This is a genomic window from Streptomyces sp. NBC_00080, assembly GCF_045041255.1.
Lineage (GTDB): Bacteria > Actinomycetota > Actinomycetes > Streptomycetales > Streptomycetaceae > Streptomyces > Streptomyces coriariae.
Window position 1 is genome coordinate 1,976,177 of the sequence record NZ_CP108235.1, and the last position, 25,254, is coordinate 2,001,430.

Annotated in this window: 26 protein-coding genes and 3 pseudogenes; 8 read left to right on the forward strand and 21 right to left on the reverse strand. The window is 72.6% G+C overall.

Annotation, left to right across the window (positions count from 1 at the left end):
* Positions 1-6: 6 nt before the first annotated feature.
* From OHU34_RS08775 to OHU34_RS08790, 4 genes are all read right to left on the reverse strand, one after another.
* Positions 7-1,803 carry a DUF2201 family putative metallopeptidase gene (locus OHU34_RS08775; protein ID WP_142266919.1) on the reverse strand — a complete coding sequence of 599 codons (1,797 nt, stop codon included), beginning with the start codon at positions 1,801-1,803 and terminating at the stop codon, positions 7-9.
* A complete protein-coding gene (locus OHU34_RS08780) occupies positions 1,800-2,861 on the reverse strand; it encodes an ATP-binding protein (RefSeq protein ID WP_054241580.1) in 1,062 nt (353 codons plus the stop codon). Before OHU34_RS08780 ends, OHU34_RS08775 begins: the two co-directional genes overlap by 4 nt.
* A gap of 107 nt (positions 2,862-2,968) precedes the next feature.
* On the reverse strand, positions 2,969-5,083 hold the full coding sequence (locus tag OHU34_RS08785; protein WP_142266918.1) for a phage holin family protein: 2,115 nt from the start codon (positions 5,081-5,083) through the stop codon (positions 2,969-2,971).
* Positions 5,084-5,165: 82 nt separating this feature from the next.
* A complete protein-coding gene (locus tag OHU34_RS08790; protein ID WP_020125604.1) occupies positions 5,166-5,567 on the reverse strand; it encodes a hypothetical protein in 402 nt (133 codons plus the stop codon).
* Between the two features lie 84 nt (positions 5,568-5,651).
* Here OHU34_RS08790 and OHU34_RS08795 point away from each other — a divergent pair, with 84 nt between their 5' ends.
* Together OHU34_RS08795 and OHU34_RS08800 are read left to right on the forward strand one after the other, a co-directional pair.
* Positions 5,652-6,425, forward strand: a complete 774-nt coding sequence (locus OHU34_RS08795; RefSeq protein WP_200839854.1) for an MBL fold metallo-hydrolase — start codon at positions 5,652-5,654, stop codon at positions 6,423-6,425.
* Positions 6,426-6,439: 14 nt separating this feature from the next.
* A complete protein-coding gene (locus tag OHU34_RS08800; RefSeq protein WP_142266917.1) occupies positions 6,440-7,051 on the forward strand; it encodes a DedA family protein in 612 nt (203 codons plus the stop codon).
* Positions 7,052-7,317: 266 nt separating this feature from the next.
* Here the strand turns inward: OHU34_RS08800 and OHU34_RS08805 are convergent, their stop codons facing one another.
* The 4 genes from OHU34_RS08805 to OHU34_RS08820 form a co-directional block, all read right to left on the reverse strand.
* The gene (locus OHU34_RS08805) at positions 7,318-8,379 is read right to left on the reverse strand and encodes an MBL fold metallo-hydrolase (RefSeq protein WP_142266916.1); all 1,062 of its coding nucleotides are present in this window, start codon (positions 8,377-8,379) and stop codon (positions 7,318-7,320) included.
* Entirely contained in the window at positions 8,376-9,623 is a 1,248-nt protein-coding gene (locus OHU34_RS08810) for an aminotransferase class I/II-fold pyridoxal phosphate-dependent enzyme (RefSeq protein WP_405765719.1), read from the reverse strand. The genes OHU34_RS08805 and OHU34_RS08810 overlap by 4 nt, the downstream gene beginning before the upstream one ends.
* Positions 9,624-9,934: 311 nt before the next feature.
* A complete protein-coding gene (locus tag OHU34_RS08815; protein WP_230194223.1) occupies positions 9,935-10,681 on the reverse strand; it encodes a hypothetical protein in 747 nt (248 codons plus the stop codon).
* Between the two features lie 156 nt (positions 10,682-10,837).
* The gene (locus OHU34_RS08820; RefSeq protein WP_142266913.1) at positions 10,838-11,632 is read right to left on the reverse strand and encodes an RNA polymerase sigma factor SigF; all 795 of its coding nucleotides are present in this window, start codon (positions 11,630-11,632) and stop codon (positions 10,838-10,840) included.
* 258 nt (positions 11,633-11,890) lie between these two features.
* On the opposite strand from OHU34_RS08820, the gene OHU34_RS08825 reads away from it, so the two are divergent.
* From OHU34_RS08825 to OHU34_RS08835, 3 genes are all read left to right on the forward strand, one after another.
* Entirely contained in the window at positions 11,891-13,687 is a 1,797-nt protein-coding gene (locus tag OHU34_RS08825; RefSeq protein ID WP_405765721.1) for a thiamine pyrophosphate-requiring protein, read from the forward strand.
* A gap of 78 nt (positions 13,688-13,765) precedes the next feature.
* Positions 13,766-14,146 (forward strand): DUF2795 domain-containing protein, encoded by a 381-nt coding sequence (locus OHU34_RS08830; RefSeq protein ID WP_020125596.1) that lies wholly within the window; start codon positions 13,766-13,768, stop codon positions 14,144-14,146.
* 76 nt (positions 14,147-14,222) lie between these two features.
* Entirely contained in the window at positions 14,223-14,765 is a 543-nt protein-coding gene (locus OHU34_RS08835; protein WP_142266911.1) for a type 1 glutamine amidotransferase domain-containing protein, read from the forward strand.
* Between the two features lie 274 nt (positions 14,766-15,039).
* Here OHU34_RS08835 and OHU34_RS08840 read toward each other — a convergent pair.
* The 3 genes and pseudogenes from OHU34_RS08840 to OHU34_RS08850 all read right to left on the reverse strand — a co-directional run.
* A pseudogene (locus OHU34_RS08840) lies at positions 15,040-15,294 on the reverse strand (DUF6158 family protein); the annotation flags it as partial.
* 98 nt (positions 15,295-15,392) lie between these two features.
* Positions 15,393-17,012 carry an ABC-F family ATP-binding cassette domain-containing protein gene (locus OHU34_RS08845; RefSeq protein WP_054241590.1) on the reverse strand — a complete coding sequence of 540 codons (1,620 nt, stop codon included), beginning with the start codon at positions 17,010-17,012 and terminating at the stop codon, positions 15,393-15,395.
* Between the two features lie 79 nt (positions 17,013-17,091).
* Positions 17,092-17,751, reverse strand: coding sequence for a histidine phosphatase family protein (locus OHU34_RS08850; protein WP_142266910.1), 660 nt, complete (start codon positions 17,749-17,751; stop codon positions 17,092-17,094).
* Between the two features lie 68 nt (positions 17,752-17,819).
* On the opposite strand from OHU34_RS08850, the pseudogene OHU34_RS08855 reads away from it, so the two are divergent.
* The 3 genes and pseudogenes from OHU34_RS08855 to OHU34_RS08865 all read left to right on the forward strand — a co-directional run.
* Positions 17,820-18,410: pseudogene (locus tag OHU34_RS08855) on the forward strand (phosphatase PAP2 family protein); the annotation flags it as partial.
* Between the two features lie 119 nt (positions 18,411-18,529).
* On the forward strand, positions 18,530-19,351 hold the full coding sequence (locus OHU34_RS08860) for a class I SAM-dependent methyltransferase (protein WP_405765725.1): 822 nt from the start codon (positions 18,530-18,532) through the stop codon (positions 19,349-19,351).
* Between the two features lie 157 nt (positions 19,352-19,508).
* Positions 19,509-19,679 (forward strand): hypothetical protein, encoded by a 171-nt coding sequence (locus OHU34_RS08865; protein ID WP_054241705.1) that lies wholly within the window; start codon positions 19,509-19,511, stop codon positions 19,677-19,679.
* A 59-nt stretch (positions 19,680-19,738) separates the two neighbouring features.
* Here OHU34_RS08865 and OHU34_RS08870 read toward each other — a convergent pair whose 3' ends face one another.
* The 10 genes and pseudogenes from OHU34_RS08870 to OHU34_RS08915 all read right to left on the reverse strand — a co-directional run bounded on the left by OHU34_RS08870 (position 19,739) and on the right by OHU34_RS08915 (position 25,228).
* On the reverse strand, positions 19,739-20,023 hold the full coding sequence (locus tag OHU34_RS08870) for a gas vesicle protein K (RefSeq protein ID WP_020125588.1): 285 nt from the start codon (positions 20,021-20,023) through the stop codon (positions 19,739-19,741).
* Positions 20,020-20,208: a gas vesicle protein gene (locus OHU34_RS08875; protein WP_142266908.1), complete on the reverse strand. Its 189-nt coding sequence runs from the start codon at positions 20,206-20,208 to the stop codon at positions 20,020-20,022. The genes OHU34_RS08870 and OHU34_RS08875 overlap by 4 nt, the downstream gene beginning before the upstream one ends.
* Positions 20,205-20,978 (reverse strand): GvpL/GvpF family gas vesicle protein, encoded by a 774-nt coding sequence (locus OHU34_RS08880; RefSeq protein WP_405765729.1) that lies wholly within the window; start codon positions 20,976-20,978, stop codon positions 20,205-20,207. The genes OHU34_RS08875 and OHU34_RS08880 overlap by 4 nt, the downstream gene beginning before the upstream one ends.
* 143 nt (positions 20,979-21,121) lie before the next feature.
* Positions 21,122-21,448 (reverse strand): annotated as a pseudogene (locus OHU34_RS08885) (gas vesicle protein); the annotation flags it as partial.
* A complete protein-coding gene (locus OHU34_RS08890; protein WP_142266905.1) occupies positions 21,445-22,611 on the reverse strand; it encodes an SRPBCC family protein in 1,167 nt (388 codons plus the stop codon). The gene OHU34_RS08890 and the pseudogene OHU34_RS08885, both read right to left, overlap by 4 nt.
* On the reverse strand, positions 22,608-23,288 hold the full coding sequence (locus OHU34_RS08895; protein WP_142266904.1) for a DNA primase: 681 nt from the start codon (positions 23,286-23,288) through the stop codon (positions 22,608-22,610). Before OHU34_RS08895 ends, OHU34_RS08890 begins: the two co-directional genes overlap by 4 nt.
* Positions 23,285-23,548: a gas vesicle protein GvpG gene (locus OHU34_RS08900; protein ID WP_142266903.1), complete on the reverse strand. Its 264-nt coding sequence runs from the start codon at positions 23,546-23,548 to the stop codon at positions 23,285-23,287. Before OHU34_RS08900 ends, OHU34_RS08895 begins: the two co-directional genes overlap by 4 nt.
* Positions 23,549-23,555: 7 nt before the next feature.
* Complete coding sequence (locus OHU34_RS08905) at positions 23,556-24,308, reverse strand: GvpL/GvpF family gas vesicle protein (protein ID WP_142266902.1); 753 nt, start codon at positions 24,306-24,308, stop codon at positions 23,556-23,558.
* Positions 24,305-24,742 (reverse strand): gas vesicle structural protein GvpA, encoded by a 438-nt coding sequence (locus OHU34_RS08910; RefSeq protein ID WP_142266901.1) that lies wholly within the window; start codon positions 24,740-24,742, stop codon positions 24,305-24,307. The genes OHU34_RS08905 and OHU34_RS08910 overlap by 4 nt, the downstream gene beginning before the upstream one ends.
* Positions 24,743-24,799: 57 nt before the next feature.
* Positions 24,800-25,228, reverse strand: a complete 429-nt coding sequence (locus OHU34_RS08915; RefSeq protein ID WP_405765737.1) for a gas vesicle protein — start codon at positions 25,226-25,228, stop codon at positions 24,800-24,802.
* Between the last annotated feature and the right edge of the window lie 26 nt (positions 25,229-25,254).

The window sequence follows — 25,254 nt, forward strand, 5'->3', positions numbered from 1 at the left end:
GGTCGCTCACCGCACCCGGAACACCGGCCCCCGCGCGGTGAACGGCAGTCGGCGACCCTGCGGGATCAGGTACGCGTGCTCGCGCCGTACCCGCAGCACGTCGCACCAGCCGTCGGTGATGACGAGCAGCGGCGCGCCCGGCGGGAAGTCGTCGGCGCGGTGCAGCAGGTCGATGCCGGGCTGCAGGACCGTACCGCCGCGGCCGTGGACACGGACCCGGCCGGCGATCTCGGTGACCGGCAGATAGCCCGCGTCGTGCGCGGCCGCGTCGCAGAACACGACCCGGGCGGCCGGGACGTCGCGGGCCTCGGCGTACGAGGCGATGGCGCCGAGCGCCTTGCCGAGCAGGGTGCGGTCCATGGAGCCGGAGGTGTCCAGGACGACGCCGAAGGTGCAGCGGGCGATCTCCTCGGGCGGGAACCAGCGGCCGGCGCGCGGGATGTCGGGGGTGGAGGCCTGCCGACGCGCGGGCCGGGCGTAGGTCCGCACCGGCTCGGGGCGCGGCACGAACTCGTCGAACCAGCGGGCCAGTCGGGCGTCCCAGGGCAGCGGCGGGTGGCTGAGGGCGCGGATCTCCTCCACCAACCCGCCGGGCAGGAAGCCGCGTTCCTGCCGCTGGTGCAGTTCGAGGCCCTGGGCGAGACCGCGCCGGTAGAAGCCGTCGAGGTCGACGTGGTCGCAGGGCGGGCCGAGCGGGGCGCCGAGGATGTCGCCGAGGCCCTTGCCGCGCAGGGTGGCCAGCCGTCGCATCCGGCGCAGGTCCACGGTGATGCGGTCGTAGACCTCCTCGGCGGACAGGCCCGCCGACTCGGCGTCGTACAGCAGCCCTTCGGGCATCGTGCCGACCTGCATCTCGCGCAGCCAGCCGTTGATGACGTAGTCGCAGGCGACGTTGAAGAGGTAGGGGTCGCGGGTGCCGCAGCGGTCGCCGTGGCGCAGGGCGGCGTGCAGCATCTCGTGGGCGAGGACGAACCGCCATTCCTCGTCCTCGTAGCGGCGCAGCGGGTTGATGTAGATCTCGCCCGCCTCCGCGTTCACGGCGGCGATCGAGATGCCGTGCGCGCGGGCGAGTTCGGCGTCGGCGACGAGCGTGATGCCCGCCGCGAGGCCGCCGAGCAGCGGGTAGGACGAGACGAACCAGCTCAGCGCCCGCTCCCAGGGACGCAAGGGGGTCACCGCGCCGTCGAGGGAGGCGCGGCGGCCGCCCGCCATGTCCATCGCGGCGGACACGGTCCGGGTCAGGGCGGTGGCGAAGGCCAGCGGCCAGTCCGGCATCTGGCGCCCGGACCAGGTCCACCGCACGAGCACCTGGTCGGCGGCCGTCCCCGCGGTGCCGCAGTGCTCGTAGGCGGCCGGCAGCCCGGTGCGCCGCCAGCGGGCGGCGAGCTGCTCCTCGTCACCGCCCGGGTACGACGGCGGCAGCTCGTCGGGGGCGCGGCCGACCGGAAACGTCAGCAGAAAACGGTTGACGACCATGCAGCGCGCGGCGAGGTCGTACCGGTCGGGCTGGGCGCGCTCGTTCGGGGATGCCGGGAGGTGTCCGAAGCCGAGGTGGAGGGCGGCGTGCGCGAGGGACCAGGCCCAGCGGTCGGGGTCGGCGAGCCGGGTCGGGTGGGCGTGCAGGGTGCCGTTGGAGTCCGCGCGGACGAGTCCGTCGCGGGGAGCCAGGGTGCACTCCTCGCGGCGGCAGGTGTCGAAGTCGACGGCCGCGAGCGCCGGGTTGCCGCGCAGGGCCAGCCTTCCGGACTCGAACGCCTCCGCGGCGAGGTCCCGCTTCTTCTTGTCGCGGTCCTCCCGTTTCACCGGCGTGCCTCCACCAGGCGGGGCATGTCCCGGGCCGCCTCGACCAGGAACCAGGCGGGCAGCACCGGGTTGCCGTCGGCGTCGGAGGCGATGACGGTCTGGGCGACCTCGACGGATATCTCGGCGAGCTGCACGAGCAGGGACTTGGCGCGGTACGCGGTCTGCCGACCCTTCGCCGACATGTGCTCCCGGACGGCCGGGAGTTCCTTGACGAGCCGGCCGCGGAACGAGTCGGCGAGGTAGTAGAGCAGGTCACGGTCCTCGACCCGGCGCGGCCAGGGGGCCTCGCCCTTGAGGATGGCCTCGATGCCGTACCGGCTGCGCACGATCTTGACGTAGCCGCGGAAGGCGGTGGCGTGCGTGGGCGTCAGCGTGCCGTGCGCCAGCACCGTGAGCGTGTCCTCGTCTAGGTCGGGCCCGAAGGAGTGCAGCGCGTCGGAGAGCATGTGCCAGGAACGGGGGGTGGAAAACGGTTCCTCGGTTTTCGGCGGCTTGGACCACAGGTGGTCGGGCCGGTCGGTGAGGTGGTCGAGGATCCACGGGTGGATGTCGTTGTTCGCGGCCCACGTCAGCCAGTCCTTCGCGGACGCCTCGAGGTGCACATGGGTGAGGCGGTTGACGAGCGCGGAGGCGATGGGCCGGGCGAGCGCGTTGTCCGTGGCCCGGTTCCCGGCGCCGATGACGATCGAGCCCTTGGGGAGCTCGTAGTTGCCGATCCGCCGGTCGAGGATGAGGGAGTAGAACGCCTTCTGGACATCGGGCGTGGCCGCGTTCAGCTCGTCCAGGAACAGACAGTACGGCTCGTCACGGGCGATGGCCTCCGGCGGACAGAACACCGACCGGCCGTCCCGGATCTGGGGGACGCCGATCAGGTCCTCGGGCGCGAGCTGTGTGCCGAGCAGGCTCACGCACTCCAGCCCCAGCGACTCGGCGAAGTCCCTGACCAGCGAGGACTTTCCGATACCGGGGGCGCCCCAGAGGAACACCGGCCGCACGGTGGCGAGACCGAGGAGCAGTTCGGGGATACGGGAAGGCGTGACAGTGACGGCAGCCTGCAAGTCAGAGGCTCCTCGAGGGATGCGGAAGGGGCGCGAGCGCGCGGGATCCGGACGACCGGACCGGTACGGACAGTGTGTGCGTACGGCTCCTTCGGCGCAGCCCAATTTCAGGCGGCGCGCTCCTCCGGTGCCGTCTCGAGCGGTACCTGGGGCCCGTCGGACTCGCGCAGCCAGCGGCGCAGGACGCGGTGCACGTGCTCCGCGCCGATCAGCTCCTCGTCGTCCTCGACGGGGGCGGACAGCGCGAGCGGGGACAGCAGGAACGGCCTGGCCTGTGCGCCGCCGAGGCCGCCGTGGGAGCCGATCTGCTCCTCGAAGGCGAGGACCTCGCCGTCGGCCGGGTCGTGGAAGGAGTTGACCATGATGTCGGCGGTGTGCGGGAAGGAGTGGGTGCGGCGCACTGCGTCGGCGGCTCCGGGCCCGAAGGCGGCCAGCGGGCCGGGTGTCCGGTCGAGTTGGTCCAGCGGTATCTCCGCGCCGTACGCGCCGAGGACGACCCCGCCGTGCTCCTCGCTGCGGACGAGGAGGAAGCCGATGCCGGGGTGGTTGGCGAGGGTGGTCAGCAGCGCGGGGTGGCGGGCGTCGATCTCCTCCTTGCTCATCCGGTGCGGCACGTCCGGGAACGAGATCAGGCCGAGGTTGCCCGAGGCCAGCACGATCGGTTCCGAGCGGCGGCCGGTCGGGCGGTGGCGTTCGCCGCTCTCCTCGACGGGCCGGCGCAGCGCCGCGCGGACGGCCGCCCGGGCCTCGGCGCCGCTGTGGGTGCGTTCGGCCTTGCGCGGCACGGGCAGCCCGCAGCCGGCCCGCACCAGGTCGCCGAGGGTGAGGCCGTAGCGGGCGCGGAACGTCTCGCCGGGGCTCTGGCCGTGGTCGGACAGGACGACGATCCGGTAGGGGCGCGGTGCGTGCTCGGCCACGTTCTCGATCAGCGCGAGCGCCCGGTCGAGGCGGCCGAGGACCTGCTCGGTGTCCCGGCCGAGCGGCCCGGAGTGGTGCGCGACCTCGTCGTACGCCACCAGGTCGGCGTAGACGGCGGTGCGGCCGGCGAGCATGTCGCCCATCACGGCGGCCACCACGACGTCGCGTTCGACGACGGTCGCGAAGGCGCGGACGAGCGGGTAGAGGCCGGCGCGTCCGACGCGTGGGCGCTCCTTGCGCAGCCGGGCGCGGGTGGACTGGCCGCTCTCGCGGCCGACCTCGGCGACGAACGACAGCGCGGTGCGCACGGCGTTGGCCGGGTCGGAGAAGTAGGCGAAGTAGCCGGACCGGGACCGTGTCTCGCGGCTGCGTCGGCGGGTCGCGATGGACAGCACGAGGGCCTGCTCGTCCGCGCCGCCGCTGAAGAGGTTGCCGCGGCTCGCGCCGTCGGCGGACAGCAGCCCGCCGTCACCGGTGCGCTCGACCGCGCGGCGCTGGAGTTCGGCGGCGCTGGTGGGACGGTTGCAGACCATCACCTCACCGGTGTCCTTCTCGTACCAGCGGAAGGCGGGCACGTCGTGGTTGCTGCCGTGCAGGATGCCGAGCTGGCTCGCGCCGGTCTGGCTGGACCAGTCGGTGTGCCACCGGGTGAGCCGGTGGCTGGCGCGCGGGGCGCCGCTGCCCGCGCGGCCCTGCCCACGGCCCTGTTGCGGGGCGCTGCCCAGCCATCCGGCGACGGTCGGCATCAGCCCCTTGCGCACCGCCGCGGCCAGCACGTCGTGGCCGACGCCGTCGAGTTGGAGGAAGACGGTGCCGGGCGTGGCGGGGCAGGCGGCGCCGCCTCTTCGGCGGCGGTCGGCGAGCCGGTACAGGCGGCGGCGGTAGGCGTCGTCGTCGCGTACGGCCAGGGCGCCGCCCGTCGCGGAGGCGACGGCGGACATCACGGCGGCGACGATCACGGCGGTCTCCGGGGCGGCCTCGCTCTGCCCGGAGGGGTTCAGGCGCAGGGCGAGCAGCAGCAGCGAGCCGTTGAGGAAGAACACCAGCAGGCCGAGGACCAGCGCCGGTACGAGCAGCAGCAGGCGCACCAGCAGGGGCCAGACCAGGGCCGACAGCACACCGAACACCCCGGCGCCGACGGCGGCGGTCATGGCGATGGTGGTGGCGCTGGCGCCGTCGGCGGACTGGAGCCGGAAGTCGGGCAGGATCCCCGCGAGCACCAGCATCGTGAGCGTGGAGACGCCCCACACCGCGGCGCTCCGCCCGGCCTGACTGACGGCCCGCCGCCACCGCACCCCACGCACGCCCCGTACACCTCACGTTCCGGCCCCGACGCCCGGGGGCCGCCCTCCACCCTGTCATATCGCGGTGACAGGCACCCCGCGGCTACCGCCCGTCGTAGCCGGCCGTCGGCATCGACAGTCGCCGGTGCACCCTGGCCTTCATCTGCGCGTCGTAGGCGGGCTCGGCGCTGCCGACCGTCTCCACCCGCACACCGCGCCGCGCGCACTCCGCGGAGAACTCCTCCACGGACGACAGCGCGCTCTCCAGCACCCGGCGGCTGGGCGCCACGAACAGGTCGACGCCGGCCCGGATGCCGTCCCACAGCACGCAGTGGTCGGCGCGCAGCCCGCGGACCAGCAGTTCCCGGCTGACGACGTAGCCGCGCTCGGCGGCCCACCGCGCGCACATCGCGTGCTGGCTGCGGGAGTCCACCAGGAAGGGATCGGCGTCCAGTTCCTCGAGCGGCGTCAGACTCGCGATCGCCGTGACCCGCACCGGTCCCATGGCGTCCCCCTCACCTCCGGGTTTCGCCGCCGACCCTACTCCTGCCCGTAGGCTTCGGGGGAGTCGCGCGAAGGAGGCAAAGAGGTGGCGGTGGAGATCACGTGGTGGGGGCACGCCACCTGCACGGTCGAGGATTCGGACGTACGTGTGCTCACCGATCCCCTGTTCGCGCGCCGTCTCGCGCATCTGCGCCGCCGCCGGGGCGCGCTGCCTCCGCCCGGCGCCTGGCGCGCGGACGTGGCGCTCGTCTCCCACCTGCACGCCGACCATCTGCATGTGCCCTCGCTTGCGCGCCTTGCGCCGGGCACGCGCCTGCTGGTGCCCCGGGGCGCGCCGCGCGCCGTCCCCGGGCTGCGCCGTCTGCGGCACCTGCGGCTGAGCGAGATGGCGCCGGGGGACGAGACCACCGTCGGCGACGTGCGGATACGGGCCGTGCCCGCGCGCCACGACGGGCGGCGGCTGCCGGTCGGACGGCACCACTCCCCCGCGCTCGGGTACGTCGTCGAGGGCGAGGCCCGGACGTACTTCGCCGGGGACACCGGCCTGTTCGACGACATGGCCAAGGAGGTCGGGCCGGTCGACGTGGCGCTGCTCCCGGTGGGCGGCTGGGGACCGCATCTCGGCGAGGGGCACCTGGACGCGGGGCGCGCGGCCGAGGCACTGGTCCGGCTGGCGCCGCGCACCGCGGTGCCGGTGCACTACGGCACCTACTGGCCGATCGGCATGGACGCCGTGCGCCCCCATGAATTCCATGCTCCCGGCGAGGAGTTCGTACGGCTGGCGGCGCAGCGCGCGCCGGAGGTCGTGGTGCACCGGCTCGGGCACGGCGAGAGCGTGCGCCCGGAGGTCTCCCGGTGAAGTGGTGGCTCGCCGTGACCGCGACGGTAGTGCCGACGGAGGCCACGCAGCAGGCCCTCGGCTATCCGTCGTTGTTCCTGCTGGTGCTGATCGGGGCGCTGGTGCCGGTGGTGCCGACGGGGGCACTGGTGAGTACGGCGGCGGCGGTCGCCGTCCATCAGACGGTGCCGTTCGCGCTGGCGATGGTGTTCCTGACGGCGTCGCTCGCGGCGTTCTGCGGGGACGCAACGCTGTACTGGCTGGGGCGGCGCGGGATGCGGTCGAAGAACGGCTCGCGCTGGCTGGAGGCGATCCGCTCGCGGGCTCCCGAGGAGCGGCTCGAGCAGGCGCAGGACAAGCTCGCCCACCACGGCACGACCGTACTGGTGCTGTCCCGGCTGGTGCCGGCGGGCCGGATACCGGTGATGCTGGCCTGTCTGATGGCGGAGTGGCCGCTGCGCCGCTTCGCGCGGGGCAATCTCCCGGCATGTCTGGCCTGGGCGATGACCTACCAGCTGATCGGGATCCTCGGCGGCTCGTTGTTCCCCGAGCCCTGGGAGGGCGTGGTCGCGGCGGTCGCGCTGACCGTGGTGATCAGCGCGGCCCCGAGCCTGTGGCGCCGGGCCCGGGGAACCGGGGCCGCGTAGCCCGGGAGCCCTGCCGTCCGGCGCCCGTGCCGGTACGGCAGCCGCGGTGTGCCGGACCGGTGTCACACCGGTACGCGTACCGCACCAGTACGCGCTCCGCTCCGGCACGCGACGTGCTTCGGTACGCGTGCCACCCCGGTACCCGTACGACTTCGGTACCCGAGCAGCCCGAGGACCCGTACGCCTCGGGTGCCCGCGTCACCGCGGTACCCGTACGACACCGGTACCCGCGTCACTCCGGTACCCGCGTCACTCCGGTACCCGCGTCACTCCAGTACCCGTGCGCCTCCCACCGGCAGGTCCCACAGGTCGTCCCGGTCCAGCCCCGCCTTCTCCCAGGCCGCACGCACGCGCGTGAGGGGCTCGAGAACGGGCTCGGCGGACAGCACGAACGTGCCCCAGTGCATCGGGGCCGTCCGCCGCGCCCCGAGGTCGAGGGTGGCGCGGACCGCCTCCTCCGGGTCGCAGTGGACGTCGCTGAGCCACCAGCGGGGGTCGTAGGCGCCGATGGGCAGCAGGGCGAGGTCGATGCCCGGGTAGCGCTGTCCGATCCGGGAGAACCAGTGGCCGTAGCCGGTGTCACCGGCGAAGTAGACACGTTGTCCGTCGGGCGCGGTGAGCACCCAGCCGCCCCAGAGGGAGTGGCAGGTGTCGGTGAGGGACCGCTTGGACCAGTGGTGGGACGGCACGAAGTCGAAGCGCACGCCGGAGAGTTCGGCCGCCTCCCACCAGTCCAGCTCGGTGACCCGGGTGAACCGGCGGCGCAGGAACCAGCGTCCGAGCCCGGCCGGCACGAACACGGGTGTGTCGCGCGGGAGCCGGCGCAGCGTGGGGGCGTCGAGGTGGTCGTAGTGGTTGTGGCTGATGACGACGGCGTCGACGCGCGGGAGCGCCTCCCAGGGGACGCCGACGGGAGTGATCCGGGCCGGGGTGCCGAGGATGCGGCGGGACCAGACCGGGTCGGTCAGGACGGTGAGGCCGCCGACGCTCACCACCCAACTGGCGTGCCCCGCCCAGGAGACGGCGACGGTACGGGCGTCCACCCGGGGCAGCGGGGCGGGTGCGAAGGGCAGCCGGGGAATGTCGGCGAGGCCCTCCCGGCCGGGCCGCACGGAACCCTCGCGGGCGAACCGGGCGAAGGCCTTGAGGTTGGGCAGGGGTGAGGTCAGCCGGTCGTGGAAGGTCCGCGGCCACACCCGCCGCTCTCCCAGGGGGCGGGGCGCGGCGAGCGGCGGGGCGGGGGGCGCGAGCGGGGCCAGGGGGGCCGGGGCGTCGGCGTCCTCGGTGGTCACCGTGCCGGTGGTGGTCGACTCGGACTGCTGCGTCATCGAGGAGGCTCCCATCGCTGAGCGTCGTCACGGAGATCGTCGAAGACCGACCTCAAGAGCATCAACGCGCGTTGCACGTGTGGCAGTTCCAACGGTGCGGGTGACGTGAGGCATTCCGTGCGCTGCGCGTCCGTACCGTCCAGCAGCATGCCGGTGGACAGCCGGACGCGCAGTGCGCCGAGCTCGTCCCCGAAGCGGTGTCCGCCCGGCGCGGGCATCCCGAGCCGGGCGGCGAGGAAGTCCTCCAGGTCCTGTGCGTCGCCGACGCCGTGCGCGGCGAGCGCGGTGCGCAGCGGGCCGAGATCGACGTACAGGTGACGGCCGGCCCGGGGCGGGAGGGCGAGGCCGCCCGCGGCGACCACGGTGGCGTGCACGGCGTCCGCCACGCGCGCGTGCAGGTGTACGGCGGCGGCGACGCGCGCGGTGACCGGCTCGGGCTCGGTCAGGGCGTACGCGGCCGCGGCGGCGACCGGAGCGGCCACGCGCGCGCCGAGCGCGGTGAGGACGTCGAGCACCCGCGCGTGCAGGTCGTCGCCGACGGCCGAGGCGGGGAACCGGGCGACGGCCGCCGGCCAGCCGGTGGGCAGCAGCGCACCGGCGAGGTCGCTGACGACGGTGACCTGCTCGGGCAGCATCTCGGCGGGGCTGACCAGCACGGTGTCGTGCGGAGCGTGCAGCGTGTCGCGCCAGGTCTCGTCGCTGACCAGGTGCAGGCCCTCGCCCGCGGCGGCCTCCACCGCCTCGTGCAGCACCTCGGGCGGCGCCACGGTCCCGGTGGGGTCGTCGGCGACGGACAGCACCAGCAGCCGCGGGTCGCCGCCCTCGGCGCGCACCCGGCGCACGGTCTCCAGCAGGGCGTAGGGGTCCGGGACGCCGCCGCACTCGGCGGGTGTCGCCACATGGAAGACGGGTCTCCCCAGCAGGCGGGCGTACGGCGCCCACCAGGCCGCGCAGGGCCGGGGCACCAGGACGTCGCCGCCCAGGGCGGCGGTCAGCGCGAGCAGCAGGGCCGGGGCGCCGGGCCCGGCCACGATGCGTGCCGGCTCGGCGGGGGTCCCGCGCCGCTCCCAGTAGCCGCCGGCGGCGTCCAGCAGGGCGGGGCCGCCGCCGACCGGCTCGGCGTCGGCACGGCCGGCGGCCCGGGCGAGCACCGAGACGAGCTCCGGCAGCACCGGCAGGCCGTCCAGGGGCAGTGGCGGGCCGTAGCGGACGGGCCCGTGGTCCTCCACTGCCGTCCGCCGCATGCCGTCCTCCGCGCAGTCCGTCCCTGATGCCCTGCCTGGTGCTGTCGTCCTGCCTGGTCCGGGTGCCGTGCCGGGTGTGATGCCGCGCCCGGTGCGGTGCCCGCCGCGCTGTGCCGTACCCGGCCGCCGGGCGTCGTCGTGGGCCGGGCGGGGCGTCGCGTCCCGTGCGGGGCCCGGCGGCCCTGCGGGGCCGAGCGCTCGTACGGGGCCGGTCGTGCCCCTGGGCTCTGAGTACCCCGTGGGACCCCACCCCATGGCCGTCCGGCACGTTGCGCCGGTCACAGCGCGGGCCGGACGGGCTCTCCGGCGGGTCAGACGCCGCCCTCGGAGTCCCGGCGGCGCAGCCGGTGCACGGCCAGGCCGAGCGCGCCCGCGATCAGCAGGCCACCGGCGGCGAGCGCGGGGACGGAGTCGGTGAAGGCGCCGCCCTCACCGGCCTGCACACCGTGCCCGACGGTGGCGGGGGCGCAGCCGGCCTCGTGGGACGCGGCGGCACGCGGCCGGGGCTCGGGCGAGGCGCACGGCTCGACGGTGCGGCAGGTGTCGGTGTGCCCCGGGGAGGTGTCCTGCGCCGGCGGGCACGGCCGGCCGGTGGCGCAGGAGGCGGCGGACGCCGACCCGCACGGCTGCGGGGCGCCACGGGCGACGTCCAGCGTCGCGCTCCACGGCTTGCCCTGCCCGCCGGGCGCCGCCGGACAGCTGCCGTCGACGGTCCAGGCGGAGTCGGGTCCGACCGCCTCCGGGCTCACCTCCAGATCGGCGGCGGGCGCGATGCGGGCGGTGCCCCGGTAGGCGGGCCCGGACTGAGCGCCATCGGCGCCGGGGACCTTGCTCAGTGTGACGGTGCCCTCGGCGAAGGCCTGCGAGGTGGCGTCGAGACTCTCGGGCGCGGCGGCGCCGAGGGGACCGCAGGAGACGGACACGGTGACGCTGCCGCCCGGGGCGACGCTGCCCGGGCTGACCTCCGCCGCCGGATCCGCGGACGCCGCCGGACCGACGGCCACCAGGACGGCGCCGGCCACGGCGAGGGTGGACAGGAGGTGAGCGGTGCGACGCATGGGACGGTTCCTTCGGCCGACGGCTGCGAGCGGGGCGTTGCCGCCCCACCGCCATCAGAGCCCGAGGACCCGCCGGCCGCGCGCGGCCGGACGCCATTGGCGGGACGCAGGCCGCCAACCGGGTGACCACGGCCGCCTCGCACCCGCGGGTTCCTGCTACGCCACGTCGTTCAGGACCTGTTCCCGCAACCGGTTGCAGCACCGGTTGATCAGCCGGGACACATGCATCTGCGAGATGCCCAGCCGCTCCGCGATCCGACTCTGCGTCATGTCCTCGAAGAACCGCATGTACAAGATCGCCCGCTCCCGTTCGGGAAGCGCGGCGAGCCGTGTCCTGACGGCCTCCCGGTCGACGACCGTGCCCAGGGCCGGGTCCGTCACCCCCAGCACGTCACTGAGCGAGTAGCCGTCCTCGCCGCCCGACAGCTCCGCGTCCAGGGACAGCGCGGTGAAGCTCTCCAGCGCCCCCATCCCGGTGCGCACGTCCTCCTCGCTGAGCTGCGCGCGCTCGGCGATCTCGGCGACGGTGGGCCGCCGCCCGGAGACGGTCTGGGCCAGTTCCTGGTCGGCGAAGCGCACCCGGTTGCGCAGTTCCTGGACCCGGCGCGGTACGTGCAGGGTCCACATGTGGTCGCGGAAGTGCCGCTTGATCTCGCCGGTGACGGTGGGGACGGCGTAGCTCTCGAAAGCGTTTCCGAGTTCGGGGTCGTAGCGGTCCACGGCCTTGACCAGACCGAGGGCGGCGACCTGACGCAGATCGTCGAAGGCCTCGCCGCGGCTGCGGAAGCGGCCGGCGAGACGGTCGGCCATGGGCAGCCAGGCCTCGACGATCTGGGAGCGGAGCGTGTCGCGCTGGGGCCCCGGCGGCAGGGCGGCGAGCCTGCGGAAGGCGTCGGCGGTGTCGGGGGCGTCGTCGTGCGGATGGCGCTTCGCGTTCGCTCTGTTCGGCATGGGGTGTGGCAACTCCCTTGGAAGTGCTCTGGGTTGGCCGGTCACCGGGGAAGCGCGACAGCGGCCCGACCGGGCCGCCGCGGGGCGCGGAGTCGCTGCCTCCCACGGACGTGCCTCCGGTCCGAAGCACTGAGTCGCGCCTGCCCCGGACTCCCCCCGCCAAACACCGCCCAGGTTTTCCGGTGGCCCCAGGGGTCACACGGAACGGGACACGACCTTCACATCGTGTTCATGTCCCCTGCCCAGGAGGTCACTTCCATGAGCGTCAAGGTCTCCGACCACGTCCTTCAGCGGCTGCGGGAGTGGGGGGTGGAGCAGGTCTTCGGTTATCCGGGCGACGGCATCAACGGCCTGCTCGCCGCCTGGGGCCGGGCGGGGGACGAGCCGCGTTTCGTGCAGTCTCGGCACGAGGAGATGTCCGCGTTCCAGGCGGTCGGCTACGCCAAGTTCAGCGGCCGCCTCGGGGTATGCGTGGCGACCTCGGGGCCGGGAGCGATCCACCTGCTCAACGGCCTGTACGACGCGAAACTCGACCATGTGCCGGTCCTCGCGATCGTCGGTCAGACGCACCGCTCGGCGATGGGCGGCTCGTACCAGCAGGAGGTGGACCTGCACACACTGTTCAAGGACGTCGCCTCGGAGTTCGTGGAGACGGTGACGGTCCCCGAGCAGTTGCCGAACGTCCTGGACCGGGCGATCCGCACCGCCTGCGCCCGCCGCTGCCCGACCGCGGTCATCATCCCCGGCGACGTGCAGGAGCTGGTCTACGAGGCGCCCGCCCACGGGTTCAGGATGGTGCCGTCCAGTCTCGGCCTGAGCGGTGGGACGACGATCCCGTCGCAGGAGTCCCTGCGCTCGGCCGCCGACATCCTCAACTCAGGTGACAAGGTGGCGATCCTGATCGGACAGGGCGCCGCCGGGGCCCGGACCGAGGTCGAGCGGATCGCCGAACTGCTCGGCGCCGGCGTCGCGAAGGCGCTGCTCGGCAAGGACGCGCTGAGTGACGAACTCCCCTACGTCACCGGCTCGATCGGTCTGCTCGGCACCCGGCCGTCCTACGAGCTGATGCGCGACTGCGACACCCTGCTGACGATCGGCTCGTCCTTCCCGTACACGCAGTTCCTGCCGGAGTTCGGCAAGGCGCGGGGCGTACAGATCGACATCGATCCGCACATGATCGGGATGCGCTACCCGTACGAGGTGAACCTCGTCGGCGACGCCCGGGAGACCCTGCGCCGGCTGATCCCGATGATCAGGGGCGAGGAACGCGGCCGGGAATGGTTCGAAACCGTTTGCGACAACGTACGGCGCTGGGACGACGTGCTGGACCGGCGGGCGCGGCTGTCGGCCGACCCGATCAACCCGGAGTACGTGGCCCGCACGCTGTCCCCGCTGCTCCCGCCGGACGCGATCGTCACCTCGGACTCGGGCTCGGTGGCGAACTGGTACGCCCGCCACCTCACGCTGCGCCCCGGCATGCGCGGTTCCCTCTCCGGCACGCTGGCGACCATGGGCTGCGGCGTGCCGTATGCGATCGGCGCGAAGTTCGCTCATCCGGACCGGCCGGTGATCGCGCTGGTCGGGGACGGGGCGATGCAGATGAACGGTCTCGCGGAGCTGATCACGGCCGCCAAGTACCGGGACCGCTGGCCGGACCCGCGGCTGATCGTCGCGGTGTGGAACAACCGCGACCTGAACCAGGTGACGTGGGAGATGCGCGCCATGGGCGGCGCCCCGTCGTTCCTGCCCTCGCAGGAGCTGCCGGACGTGCCGTACGCGGCGTTCGCCCGCTCCCTGGGGCTGACCGGGGTGCGGGTGGAGACGCCGCAGGACGTGGAGCAGGGCTGGCGGACGGCCCTGGAGGCGGACGGCCCCGCGGTCGTCGAGTTCCTCACCGACCCGGCGGTGCCCGCGGTCCCGCCGCACGCCACCTGGGAGCAGATCGAGGCCACGGTCGCCTCGGCCTTCAAGGGCGACGCCGACCGGGGCTCCATGATCAAACAGGGCTTCAGGGCGAAGGTGCAGGAGTTCCTGCCGGGGCGGCAGGAGAAGTAGCACGGCGACCCCGTGTCGGCTCCCTGTCCTCGGGTACGCGGTGGCCACCGACACCGACGAAGACCCGGAGGGAGAGACATGCAGCGAGGCAGCGACCGGCTGAGCGTGCACCGGGACGACGAGATGAAGCACGAATTGCAGGGTCTGCTGAGGTCCGGACACCCCACGCGGGTGGAGGAGTGGCACGACCCCGAGCCGTCCGCCGAGGACGACCCCGAGATCTGGGGCGGGCCGGTGGTGCCCGGGAGTTCCCGGGCGACGCTGGAAACCGTGCGACTGGAGCTGGCACGGACCCTGGGGCGGAGTTCCTTCCCCGCGGGCGCGGGCGCGCTGGCCGTGGGCCTGCGCCGCAAGAACGCGCCGGACGCGCTGGTGGATGCGGTCCGGCAGCTGCCGGGCAAGGACCGCTACACCAATGTCCAGGAGCTGGCCGAGGCGCTGGTCGGGAGCGGCCGGTGACGACGCGGGACCCGGCCGACGGGAACGGGCCCACTGAGGTAAGGGCCGCAAGGACACGGAAAGGACGTTGACCCTCATGCGCATCGCTTTTCTGACGGCGCCCGAAGGCGTCGAGCAGGTCGAGCTCACCGACCCCTGGCAGGCAGCGGTGGACGCGGGCCACGAGCCCGTCCTGGTGTCGACCGAATCCGGCGAGATCCAGGCGTTCAACCATCTCGACAAGGCGGACACGTTCTCGGTGGACGAGGTCGTCGGTGAGGCGTCCGCGGAGTCCTTCGGCGGGCTGGTCCTGCCGGGCGGCGTCGCGAACCCCGACCTCCTGCGCACCGACGGCAAGGCCGTGGCGTTCGTCAGGGACTTCTTCGAGCAGGGCCGGCCGGTCGCCGCGATCTGCCATGCCCCGTGGACCCTCGTCGAGGCGGACGTGGTACGGGGCCGGGTCCTGACCTCGTGGCCGAGCCTCGCGACGGATCTGCGCAACGCGGGCGCCACCTGGGTCGACGAGCAGGTGAAGATCTGCGACCACGGCCCGAGCAAGCTCGTCACCAGCCGCAAGCCGGACGACCTGAAGGCCTTCTGCGAGGCGTTCCTGGACGTGTTCACACAGGAAGCACGCTGACCCCTCGGCCGTCGGTCGACGACCGGTCGTCTGCGGTCTGCGGTCTGCGGTCTGCGGTCTGCGGTCTGCGGTCTGCGGTCTGCGGGAAACTGTAGACAGTATGCGACCCAGCGCAAGCGGTCGGGCGGCTCCGGTGGGCTCAGGCCTCGCCGGGGCCGCTCGTCGTTCCCGGGCGTCCCGGACCCCACTTGCCGACCGGGGTGCCCGCCTGGCCGCCGCCCTCCCCGGACGTCCGGCTCCCGGCCGGAGCCCGGCGCGAGCGGACCTCGTCGACTCCGACGGCCCGCTCCCTCGCCCCGTCCCGGGTACGGCCCGGCGAGACGAAGCGGCGCGGGTTACGGCGCAGGTACTCGCCCTCCAGCTGTGCCATGCGGCCGTTGTGGGCACGCAGGGCGTCGTTCGAGCCGTACAGCAGGGTGTCGTGGCGCGTGCGGTGGATCGTCTCCAGCTCTTTCATCAGCTGCTGGTCGTCCAGCCGGTCCGGGTCGACTCCGGTCATGGTCATGCCCCGCTCGTCGTGTTCGTCCATGCGGTTCGGGTACCTCACCCGGGAGCACGTCTCCGCCTCCACTGTACGAACATTTGGGCCCCCGGGCTCTCCGTGGGCTCTCCGCGCGGGCCGGCTCGCTACCTGGCCCGCTCCACACGCCGCTCGTCCCACACCGGCTCCGCGGTCTCCCGGACCCGGCCGTCGCTGCCGAAGACCAGGTAGCGGTCGAAGGAGCGGGCGAACCAGCGGTCGTGGGTGACGGCGAGGACCGTACCGTCGAAGGCCTCCAGGCCCTCCTGGAGGGCCTCGGCGGACTCCAGGTCGAGGTTGTCGGTCGGCTCGTCGAGGAGCAGGGCGGTGACGCCCTGCAGTTCCAGCAGCAGGATCTGGAAGCGGGCCTGCTGGCCGCCGGAGAGCCGGTCGAAGGTCTGTTCGGCCTGCTGGGTCAGCTCGTAGCGGCGCAGCCGGGACATGGCCGCGCCCCGGTCCTGGGAGTGTTCGCTCCACAGGATGTCCAGGAGCGTGCGGCCCAGGAGCTCGGGGTGGGCGTGGGTCTGCGCGAAGTGCCCGGGCACCACGCGCGCGCCGAGCTTCCACTCCCCCGTGTGCGTCACGGTGTCGCCGGCCAGCAGCCGCAGGAAGTGCGACTTGCCCGAGCCGTTGGAGCCGAGAACGGCGACCCGCTCGCCGTAGAAGACCTCCAGGTCGAAGGGCTTCATCAGACCGGTGAGCTCGAGTCCCTTGCAGGTGACCGCCCTGACGCCGGTGCGGCCGCCCTTGAGGCGCATCGTGATGTCCTGCTCGCGGGGCGGCTCCGGCGGCGGGCCGGCCTCCTCGAACTTGCGCAGCCGGGTCTGGGCGGCCTGGTAGCGGGAGGCCAGCTCATGGCTGATGGAGGCGGCCTGACGGAGGCTCAGGACCAGCTTCTTCAGCTGGGCGTGCTTCTCGTCCCAGCGGCGGCGCAGCTCCTCGAAGCGGGCGAAGCGTTCGCGACGGGCCTCGTGGTAGGTGGCGAAACCGCCGCCGTGCACCCAGGCGTCGGCGCCGGCCGGGCCGGGCTCGACGGAGACGATCTTCTCGGCGGCGCGGGAGAGGAGTTCGCGGTCGTGGGAGACGAAGAGGACCGTCTTGCGGGTCTCCTTCAGCCGTTCCTCCAGCCACCGCTTGCCGGGCACGTCGAGGTAGTTGTCCGGCTCGTCGAGCAGGAGCACCTCGTCGGTGCCGCGCAGCAGCGCCTCCAGCACGAGCCGCTTCTGCTCGCCGCCGGAGAGGGTGCGGACGAGGCGGAACTGGGCCTTGTCGTAGGGGACGCCGAGCGCGGCCGTGGTGCACATGTCCCAGAGCGTCTCGGCCTCGTACCCGCGCACCTCGGCCCAGTCGGAGAGGGCCTGCGCGTACTGGAGCTGCGCGGCCTCGTCGTCGACGGTCATGATCGCGTGCTCGGCCTTGTCGACGGCCTTCGCGACCTCACGGATGCGGGGCGAGGCCACGGACACCAGCAGGTCGCGGACGGTCGTCTCGTCCCGCACGGAGCCCACGAACTGGCGCATCACGCCGAGGCCGCCGGACACGGTGACGGTCCCGCCGTGCGGTTTCAGCTCGGCCGAGATCAGCCGCAGCAGGGTCGTCTTGCCGGCGCCGTTGGGTCCGACCAGCGCCACCACGGCCCCTTCACCCACCCGGAAGGACACGTCGCCGAGCAACGCCCTCCCGTCGGGGAGGTAGTACTCGAGGTGCGCGGCTTCCAGGTGTCCCATGGGGACGCATTCTGCGGTCCGCTCACGGGATGCGGCAAACCGTTATGCGCGGCGGCCCGGGAGGGCGCGCCGCCGCCCGTCAGCCGCCGGCGCCCGCCACCGGCTGTCCCGCCGGGCCGCCCTCGCCTGCGGGCACGACCGTCGCTCCCGCCCAGGACAGGGCCTTCCAGCCGTCGCCCGGGGAGCCTTCGAGGACGACGGTGCCGGTATTGGCGAGGCGGTTGGCCGCGGCGAAGGGAACGTCGACGTTGTCGGCGCGGGTGGCCGCCCAGGCGCGGATCGCGGCGCCGTGGCTGACCACCGCGACGGTGCCCGCGCCGCTCGCCGCGGCCTCGGCGATGACGGCGTCGTACCGCGCCAGGAACTCGGTGCCGCTCTCGCCGCCCGGCATGCGCAGCTCGACGTCGCCCTCCGCCCAGGCGAACACGGTGCGCACGTAGAGCTCGCCGCGCTCCGAGTTGCCGGGCACCATCTCCAGGTCGCCCGCGGAGATCTCCCGGATGCCGTCGCGGACCAGGATGTCGAGACCGCGGGCGGCGGCCAGCGGCGCGGCGGTGAGCCGGGTGCGCACGAGGGTGGAGGCGTAGAGGATCTCGATGTCCTCGTCGGCGAGGGCCCGCGGCAGGGCGGCGGCCTGCCGCGAGCCGAGTGCGGTGAGGCCGGGGCCGGGGACGGCGGTGTCGAGCAGGTAGTCCACGTTCGTGGGGGTCTGGCCGTGGCGGACGAGCAGCAGTCGCATGCAGTGACCCTCCGGTGTCGAAAGCCGCCCCCGCACAAGAAACGGCCACTTCAGGGTACGCGTAGCGCATGATGCCCGACGTCGATCTCAGCGTCCTGAAGCCCGGCCGGCACGGCCTGCGCGATCTGTTTCTCGCCCTCGACGACCAGGTGTTCGCGTTCGCCGCCGAGCGGCACTGGCCGGCCGCCGAACCGATCCTGCCGCGACTGAGCCGCAGCGCGAACCACAGCGTGCTCTGGTTCGCGACGGCGGCGGCTCTCGCCGTGTCCGGCACGCCCCGCGCCCGCCGCGCCGCCGCGCGCGGGCTGGCCTCCCTCGGCCTGGCGTCCCTCACCATCAACACCGTCGGCAAGCGCTCGGTGCGCCGGTCCCGGCCCGCACTGGACGCGGTGCCGCTGGGGCGGCGGCTGAAGCGGCAGCCGGTCACCACCTCCTTCCCGTCCGGTCACTCCGCGTCGGCGGCGGCCTTCGCGGCCGGAATCGCCCTGGAGTCGCCGGTCTGGGGCGCGGTGGTGGCGCCGGTCGCGTTCTCGGTGGCGATGTCCCGGGTGTACACCGGCGTCCACTTCCCGAGCGACGTGCTCGCGGGCACGGCGCTGGGCGTCGGCGCCGCGTTCGCCGTCCGGTACGCCGCGCGCCTGCGTCGGCGAAGTCAGCCGGACACGGAGGACGACTGACGGAACGTCAGCCCACATTCCAAGACGATCGGTCTCACCATCCGAGCATCGGCGTACCGTGAGGGAACCGGGGACCCGGTTCGTCGAGAAGGGGTAGAGCCATGCCGAAAGCACAGGAGACGGCCGTCTACACGCACGGACACCACGAGTCGGTGCTGCGTTCGCACACCTGGCGGACCGCCGCCAACTCCGCGGCCTACCTGCTCGGTTCACTGAAGCCCCATATGAGGATCCTGGACATCGGCTGCGGTCCCGGCACCATCACCGCCGACCTGGCCGCCCTGGTCCCCGACGGGCACGTCACCGGCGTCGACCATGCGCCGGGGATCCTGGAGCAGGCGCGGGCGACGGCGGCCGGGCGGGGTCTGGCCAACATCGACTTCGCGGTCGCCGACGTGCACGCCCTGGACTACCCGGACGACACCTTCTGCGTCGTCCACGCCCACCAGGTGCTCCAGCACGTGGGCGACCCGGTGCAGGCGCTGCGCGAGATGCTGCGGGTGACGAAGCCGGGCGGGTACGTCGCCGTCCGCGACTCGGACTACGCGGCGATGACCTGGTACCCCGCCTCGTCCGGGATGGACGACTGGCTGGACCTGTACCGCCGGGTGGCCCGGGCCAACGGCGGCGAACCGGACGCCGGGCGCCGGCTGAAGTCCTGGGCGCTGGCCGCGGGGTTCACCGACATCACGGCCACCTCCGCCACCTGGACCTTCAGCACTGCCGAGGAGCGGGCCTGGTGGAGCGGCCTGTGGGCCGACCGCACCGTGGCCTCGGCGTACGCCGAGCGCGCCACGCAGGGCGGGCACGCCACGGTGGAGGAACTGCACGCCCTGTCGGAGGCCTGGCGGGAGTGGGGTCGACGGGAGGACGGCTGGTTCAGCGTCCTGCACGCGGAGATCCTGTGCCGAAAGGCCCGCTGATCCGCCGACCGAGCTCACCGAACACACCGAACACACCGAACACATCGAGTCAGGTGTGAATCAGGCGTGAACTCGCGGGCGACTCGTGAACAGTTCGCAAATGGCGCGCGAATGATTTCCGCAATCCGGGAAACCCGCATTGCAGGAGGTTGACACTATGGTTCCCGTTCTGCTGGTTCTGCTGTTGGTGCTGATCCTCTTCGGCGCCGGATTCGCGGTGAAGTTGCTCTGGTGGATCGCCCTCGCGGTCCTCGTCCTGTGGCTGCTCGGATTCCTGGCTCGCGGAACCAATTCCGCGGGAGGCAGGGGCCGCTGGTACAGGTGGTGAACCGAGGCACCGAAGCAACAACGGAATAAGCAACACCCGCCTCCCCGGGCGTGAGCGACTCACTCCCGGGGAAGCAGCGGTCCCAGCGGCCCGAGGTCCAGATTCAGGTCCTCGGGCCGCAGTCCGTAGCGTTCGCGCAGCTCGGTCATGCGGTCGTCGAGCAGCATCAGGGTGAGCCCGATCCGCTCCTCCTGCTCCTCGTTCAGGTCACCCGTGTCGAAGCGGCGCAGCGCCTGCCGTTCCATCAGCTGGCGCAGCAGCTCCACGACGGTCAGCACGAGTTTCACCAGATCGCGCTCGACGGTGTCGGGCTCGAGGTCGAGATGGTTGCGGCGTTCTGTCACGGCGAGTCCCCCCATGGCGACGGTACTTGCTCATTGACGGAGCTGATCAGCGCGTTGAGGTCGATGCGGACGAGGTCGACGTCCGCGATGCGCAGCGTGATGTCCCCGGTGATGACGACCCCGCCGGCCAGCAGCCGGTCGAGCAGGTCGACGAGGGCGACCTCACGGCGCTCCACCACGGTCATGCGCCCTCCCCCGGCTCACCGGCGGACTCCACGAAGGAATAGGCCGCCCATGGCCCCGTGAGTTCGACACGAATTCCGGATTCCTCACCCTTGGTGCGGTCCACTATTTCCACGAATTCCTCGGACTCCGCGCGCGGAACGAGATAGGCGGCGTTCAGCACATTCTGTCCGGACGCCTTGGAAAGGGCGGAGTTCTGCGGAGGGTGGAGGCGGGCGTCCTCGGCGTGCGCGGACAACGTCTCGTGGAGACTTCCGGCGAACCGTTCGGCACGCTGCCAGGTGTCGTCGTGGGCCCGGGCCTTCGAGCGCCGCTGCATCAGGTAGTCCCGGCCCGAAGCCGGCTTCGTCACGGCTTGCTCGGTCTCCTGGGCCTCGGGCTCGACGTAGACCTTCACCCCCCACTCGACGCGCCCCTCGAGCCGGTCCAGGACGCGCCGGAAGTCCTCCTCGCGCTCCTCCATCATCACGCGGACCCCGCTGTCGTCCCGGAACACCGTGGCGAGCCGGAGCGGCAGCGGGGTGGTGACGGCAGTGAGGGAGTCGATCACCTGCTGATGGGCGCGGGCGGTCTCCGTCAGCCAGTCCAGGTCCTCCAGACGGCGGCGGAGCGGCTCCTCGGCGAAGTCCCGCTCCGGCACATGGCTGACCACGGCGATCAGGCCGCGGTGGGTGAGAAGTCGGGGCGGATCGCCCGCCACCCCCGGCAGGTCGGCCTGGAGGGGCGCGCCGAGGGGGTGGCAGACGGCGTACACGTAACGCAGTCCGGTCATGGTGACTCCTCTCGGACGTCCTTCGGGGCGCGCCCCTCACTCGGGGCGCGGCCCTCCTTCGGTGCACGGCCGGCCCTGGGGGCGCGGCCGGCCCTCGGGGCACGGCTCTCCTTCGGGGCCGTGCCCTCCTTCAGGGCGCGGGTCTCCTTCGGGGCGCGGCTCAGCTCCAGTTCCTCCAGCCGGGCCAGCCGCTCTCGCAACTCGGCGTTCTCACGCGACAGTTCGTTGCGGCGGGCGCCGGAGGAAAGGGCCGGGTCGTCCTCCCACCAGTCGATGCCCATCTCCTTGGCCTTGTCGACGGAGGCGACGATGAGGCGGAGCTTGATGGTGAGCAGTTCGATGTCGAGCAGATTGATCCGGATGTCGCCGGCGATGACGATGCCCTTGTCGAGGACGCGTTCCAGGATGTCCGCGAGGTTGGCACCGCCGCTCTGGCCGTACGGCTCCGGCATCCGGCTCGGCATGCTCATCGTCGGGTCCTGGCCTTCTCACGGGTGTCCTCGGCCCGAGGCTCCTCCTCGTCGTACTCCTCGTACTCGTCCTCGGCGGCCTCCGGCTCGCCCTCCTCGGCTTCGTCCTCCTCCTCGTACTCGCCCTCGGGCTCCGCTTCCTCGTCCTCCGGTTCCTCGTCCTCGGCGTACGGGCCCTCGTCCTCGTACTGCTCATCGTCCTCCGGGGCGGTGTCCTCGGCATCCCGCGCCTCGGCACCCTCCTCGGGCTCGCCGTTCTCCTCGTTCTCCTCGTCCTCCTGGGCGACCGCGTCCTCGTGGGAGATGACGACCTCGCCGTCGCGGATCTCACCGCGCCAGCTGTCCTGCGCCTCCCCCTTGATGGTGATGAAGCGGGCGAAGTGCTTCAGGTCGAGGCGGGCGCGGCGGCCCTGGGCGCGCCAGATGTTGCCGGTCTTCTCGAACAGACCCGTCGGGTAGTACTCGATGATCAGCAGGATCCGGGTGAGGTTCTCGCCGAGCTCGTGGAAGGAGACGACGCCCTTCGTGGTGCCCTTGGCGCCCTCCGACGTCCAGGCGATCCGGTCGTCCGGCACCTGTTCGGTGGTCTTCGCCTTCCAGCTGCGGTTGGACCAGAAGACCTTCGCCTGCCAGTCGCTGGTGGTGTCGTCGGCGCGGTTCGCGCTCTTGACGCCCTTGGCGAAGGTGCTGAAGTCCTGGTACTGCGTCCACTGGTCGTAGGCGGTGCGCAGCGGCACGCCGACGTCGATCGTCTCCATGATCACGGTCGGCTTCTTGCCCGCGCTCTTCTTGCCCTTGCCGCCCTTGCCACCGAGGTTCTTGAACGCGCCGGTCACCTTGTCCTTCATCCGCGAGCCGCCGAGCTCCAGCGCGGTGCGCAGCGGTCCCTTGCCCTCGGCGACCTTGCGACCGCCTTCGAGGGCGAGCTTGGCGAAGCCCGGGCTGTTGCCCTCGGCGATGTCGTTGAGTTTGGCCGTGGTGTCCCCGAGCTTGTGGCCGACGCCGGTCAGCAGGCGCGTGGCCTGCGCGGCGAGGTACTCCTGCACCTCTTCCTTGAGCCGGTCGGCGGCCTCGCTGTGGGCCACTCCGGAGAGCGGGTTGCCGCCCGCCGCCTTGCCTGCCGCGGAGGTCGCGGACTTGGCGGATCCGAGGGTATCGGTCATCGGTCACCGCCTCCCTTCGGCCGCCGGGCCCGGGAACCGGTACCCGAGGCGGTCTTCGCTGCGGTGCTCGTGCCCGTCTTGCGGGCCGACGCGGTCTTCTTCGCGGCCGGTGTGCGGGCCGCGGCCTTCTTGGCGGGGGCCTTCTTCGCGGGGGCCTTCTTCGCGGGGGCCCTCTTGGCCGTCTTCTTCGCCGGCGCCTTCTTCGCCGCCGTCCTGGGCTCCTCCTCTTCTTCGTCCTCCTCTTCCTCTTCCTCCGCGGCGGCGTCCTGAGGCTCCTCGTCCTCCTCGGCGTCCTGAGGCTCCTCGTACTCCTCGTCCGCCTCGTCCTCGGCCTCGTCGTCCGCGTCCTCACCCGGCACGATGCCCTCGAGCTGGTCGCGCACCTCGGCGGTGCGGCCGTGCAGCCGGTCCGCGAGCGCGTCGATCTGCCGCTCGACCATGGCGCCGGAGGCGGCCTTGCCGACCCCGCGCAGATCCTGACGCAGCTGGTCCCCGATCTCCTTGAACTGCGGGTTGTCCCGCAGCTGCTGGGAGACCAGGTCCGCGATGCCCTTGGGGGTCAGGTTCAGCCGCTTGCCGGCCACCAAGGAGCCGACGGCGAAGGCCAGCTTCATTTTCTTGGTACGTCCGAGGAGATACCCGGCCCCGACCGCGAGACCCAATGCCGTTCGATTCATCCTGTCCACCCGTCGTCCGTCCCCGCGCTTCTGCGCGTCGCGCTCTCCAGCCGGTCGAGGAGCTCGTCCTCCTGCTGGTCGAACTCCTCCTCCGTGATCTCGCCGGCGTCCAACCGCTCTTCCAGACGCGCGAGTTCGGTCCGGACCGTAGCGGGGTCGTAGTAGATCCGCTCGGCCTCCTTGACCACCTGTTCGATCACCCAGCCGCTGCCACGCACCGGGGCGAACGGCAACAGCAGCACCTCCGAGATGAGTCCCATGGCGCACCTACTCCGTGCTGGTGCCCGCCGGTTCGGCCGGGCCGGGCTCGACGAAGCTGTACGGCGGCAGCGGCCCGTTGACGCGCAGTTCGAGGTGCGGACGGTCCTTGCGGAGCTCCTCCGCGGCCTCCAGGAACCGGGCCGCCGAGTCGCGGTCGACCAGGAACGAGACGTTGACCAGCCAGCCGGTGGACTCGGGGCCCACACTGGTGGCCGCGGCCAGCGGCTCGAGGTTCTGCTGCACGTCTGCCGCGTCCTCGGCCTCCTTGGCCTTGACCGCGGCGGCCACCATCTCGCCGAGCTGGATCTTCTGCTCGTAACTGCCGCCGCCCGACTGCCGGTTGGTCTCCGCGAGGCTCCGCAGTTCGGGACTCTCGGCCATCACCTGGTGCAGGACGGCCTCCTCGACGTGCGAGGCCTTGACGTTGTACTCGACCCTGCCTTCGAGGGCCCGCAGGCGCTCCTCGTAGTGCTCGGTGCGCTCGGCGAGGACCCCGGTGACGGAACTGTCGTCGGGGGCGACACTGCCGAACCGCATGGGCAGCACGCAGCCGTCGGCGCCCGCCTCGGCGAGTACGGTCTGGTGGGCGAGCAGTTCCCTGCGCTTGGGCCGCAGCCCGTCGGGGGCGTCGCTGACGACCGCCGCCAGGGTGCCCTCCTTCAGGATGCGCACCGGCAGGGGAGGATCACCGACGCCGGCCAGGCCGTCCGGAAGGTCGGCGTGCGAGCTCGCGACAATGCCGTACACGTAGGTGCTCACTCCTGCTCCTCCTTCCTGCGCGCGGTGGTGCTCTTGCGCGCCCGCGGCCTGGACTCCCGCTCCTCCTGGGCGGAGCCCTCGTCACGGGCCTGCTTGAAGGCACCGGAGATGGTCTCCGCGGCGCCGGAAAGCGCGCCCTTGGACTTGCCGCGAGCGCCGGACTCGGTGATCTCGCCGACCAGGTCGGGCAGGCCCGGGCTCTTGCGCGGCCCCGCCTCCAGGTCCAGCCGGTTGCACGCCTCGGCGAAGCGCAGATAGGTGTCGACGCTGGCCACCACGACCCGTACATCGATCTTGAGGATCTCGATGCCGACCAGGGAGACACGTATGAACGCGTCGATGACCAGACCCCTGTCGAGGACGAGCTCCAGCACGTCGTAAAGACCGCTCGAGCCGCCTCCGCCACCGGACTGCTGTGCCGGGACTACGGTCATGCCGACCGCACCTCCTTGCTTCGTGAATGTTGTCGGGACGTTCCTTCGCCGAGCGGCCTACCGGCCGCCGGCCTTTTGCGAATCGGCCCGTCCGCGTTCGTAGCGACGAACGCGCCGGTAGCCGGTGAGCTGGCCCTCCGCGTCGAGCTCCACCTGGTAGGTCGCCATCAGGCTCATCGTGTCGGGCACCCTCGCGAGCTCCATGACCTCGACCTCCAGCTGCCAGCCGCCCTCCGTCTGCGCGAAGGACGAGGCGCCCTCGACCGCCATACCGGTCAGCTCTCCGAGCTGGGCGCAGGCGTGGCGCAGCACCTCCATGGGGCTCGGCCGGTCGTCCGCCACGGCGTCCTTTCCTTCCCTGCTCGTCGAAGTCCCCGGAGTCCCCGGAGTCCGCGAACGTTGCGAATTGTGCGATTCAGGTGATTCATGCGATCTATGTGAAGTGCGTGAAGTATGTGACTGTGATGTGCTTTTTGTGTTCACCATGGCCACCTCTCCTTTCCGGGTGGCCC

Coding starts and splice junctions, on each gene's coding strand:
- OHU34_RS08790 (WP_020125604.1), bottom strand. CDS start 5,567: ATGGGACCGGTGCGGGTCACGGCGATCGCGAGTCTGACGCCGCTCGAG.
- OHU34_RS08805 (WP_142266916.1), bottom strand. CDS start 8,379: ATGACGCAGCAGTCCGAGTCGACCACCACCGGCACGGTGACCACCGAG.
- OHU34_RS08810 (WP_405765719.1), bottom strand. CDS start 9,623: ATGCGGCGGACGGCAGTGGAGGACCACGGGCCCGTCCGCTACGGCCCG.
- OHU34_RS08815 (WP_230194223.1), bottom strand. CDS start 10,681: ATGCGTCGCACCGCTCACCTCCTGTCCACCCTCGCCGTGGCCGGCGCC.
- OHU34_RS08820 (WP_142266913.1), bottom strand. CDS start 11,632: ATGCCGAACAGAGCGAACGCGAAGCGCCATCCGCACGACGACGCCCCC.
- OHU34_RS08825 (WP_405765721.1), top strand. CDS start 11,891: ATGAGCGTCAAGGTCTCCGACCACGTCCTTCAGCGGCTGCGGGAGTGG.
- OHU34_RS08830 (WP_020125596.1), top strand. CDS start 13,766: ATGCAGCGAGGCAGCGACCGGCTGAGCGTGCACCGGGACGACGAGATG.
- OHU34_RS08835 (WP_142266911.1), top strand. CDS start 14,223: ATGCGCATCGCTTTTCTGACGGCGCCCGAAGGCGTCGAGCAGGTCGAG.
- OHU34_RS08845 (WP_054241590.1), bottom strand. CDS start 17,012: ATGGGACACCTGGAAGCCGCGCACCTCGAGTACTACCTCCCCGACGGG.
- OHU34_RS08850 (WP_142266910.1), bottom strand. CDS start 17,751: ATGCGACTGCTGCTCGTCCGCCACGGCCAGACCCCCACGAACGTGGAC.
- OHU34_RS08860 (WP_405765725.1), top strand. CDS start 18,530: ATGCCGAAAGCACAGGAGACGGCCGTCTACACGCACGGACACCACGAG.
- OHU34_RS08865 (WP_054241705.1), top strand. CDS start 19,509: ATGGTTCCCGTTCTGCTGGTTCTGCTGTTGGTGCTGATCCTCTTCGGC.
- OHU34_RS08875 (WP_142266908.1), bottom strand. CDS start 20,208: ATGACCGTGGTGGAGCGCCGTGAGGTCGCCCTCGTCGACCTGCTCGAC.
- OHU34_RS08880 (WP_405765729.1), bottom strand. CDS start 20,978: ATGACCGGACTGCGTTACGTGTACGCCGTCTGCCACCCCCTCGGCGCG.
- OHU34_RS08890 (WP_142266905.1), bottom strand. CDS start 22,611: ATGACCGATACCCTCGGATCCGCCAAGTCCGCGACCTCCGCGGCAGGC.
- OHU34_RS08895 (WP_142266904.1), bottom strand. CDS start 23,288: ATGAATCGAACGGCATTGGGTCTCGCGGTCGGGGCCGGGTATCTCCTC.
- OHU34_RS08900 (WP_142266903.1), bottom strand. CDS start 23,548: ATGGGACTCATCTCGGAGGTGCTGCTGTTGCCGTTCGCCCCGGTGCGT.
- OHU34_RS08910 (WP_142266901.1), bottom strand. CDS start 24,742: ATGACCGTAGTCCCGGCACAGCAGTCCGGTGGCGGAGGCGGCTCGAGC.
- OHU34_RS08915 (WP_405765737.1), bottom strand. CDS start 25,228: ATGGTGAACACAAAAAGCACATCACAGTCACATACTTCACGCACTTCA.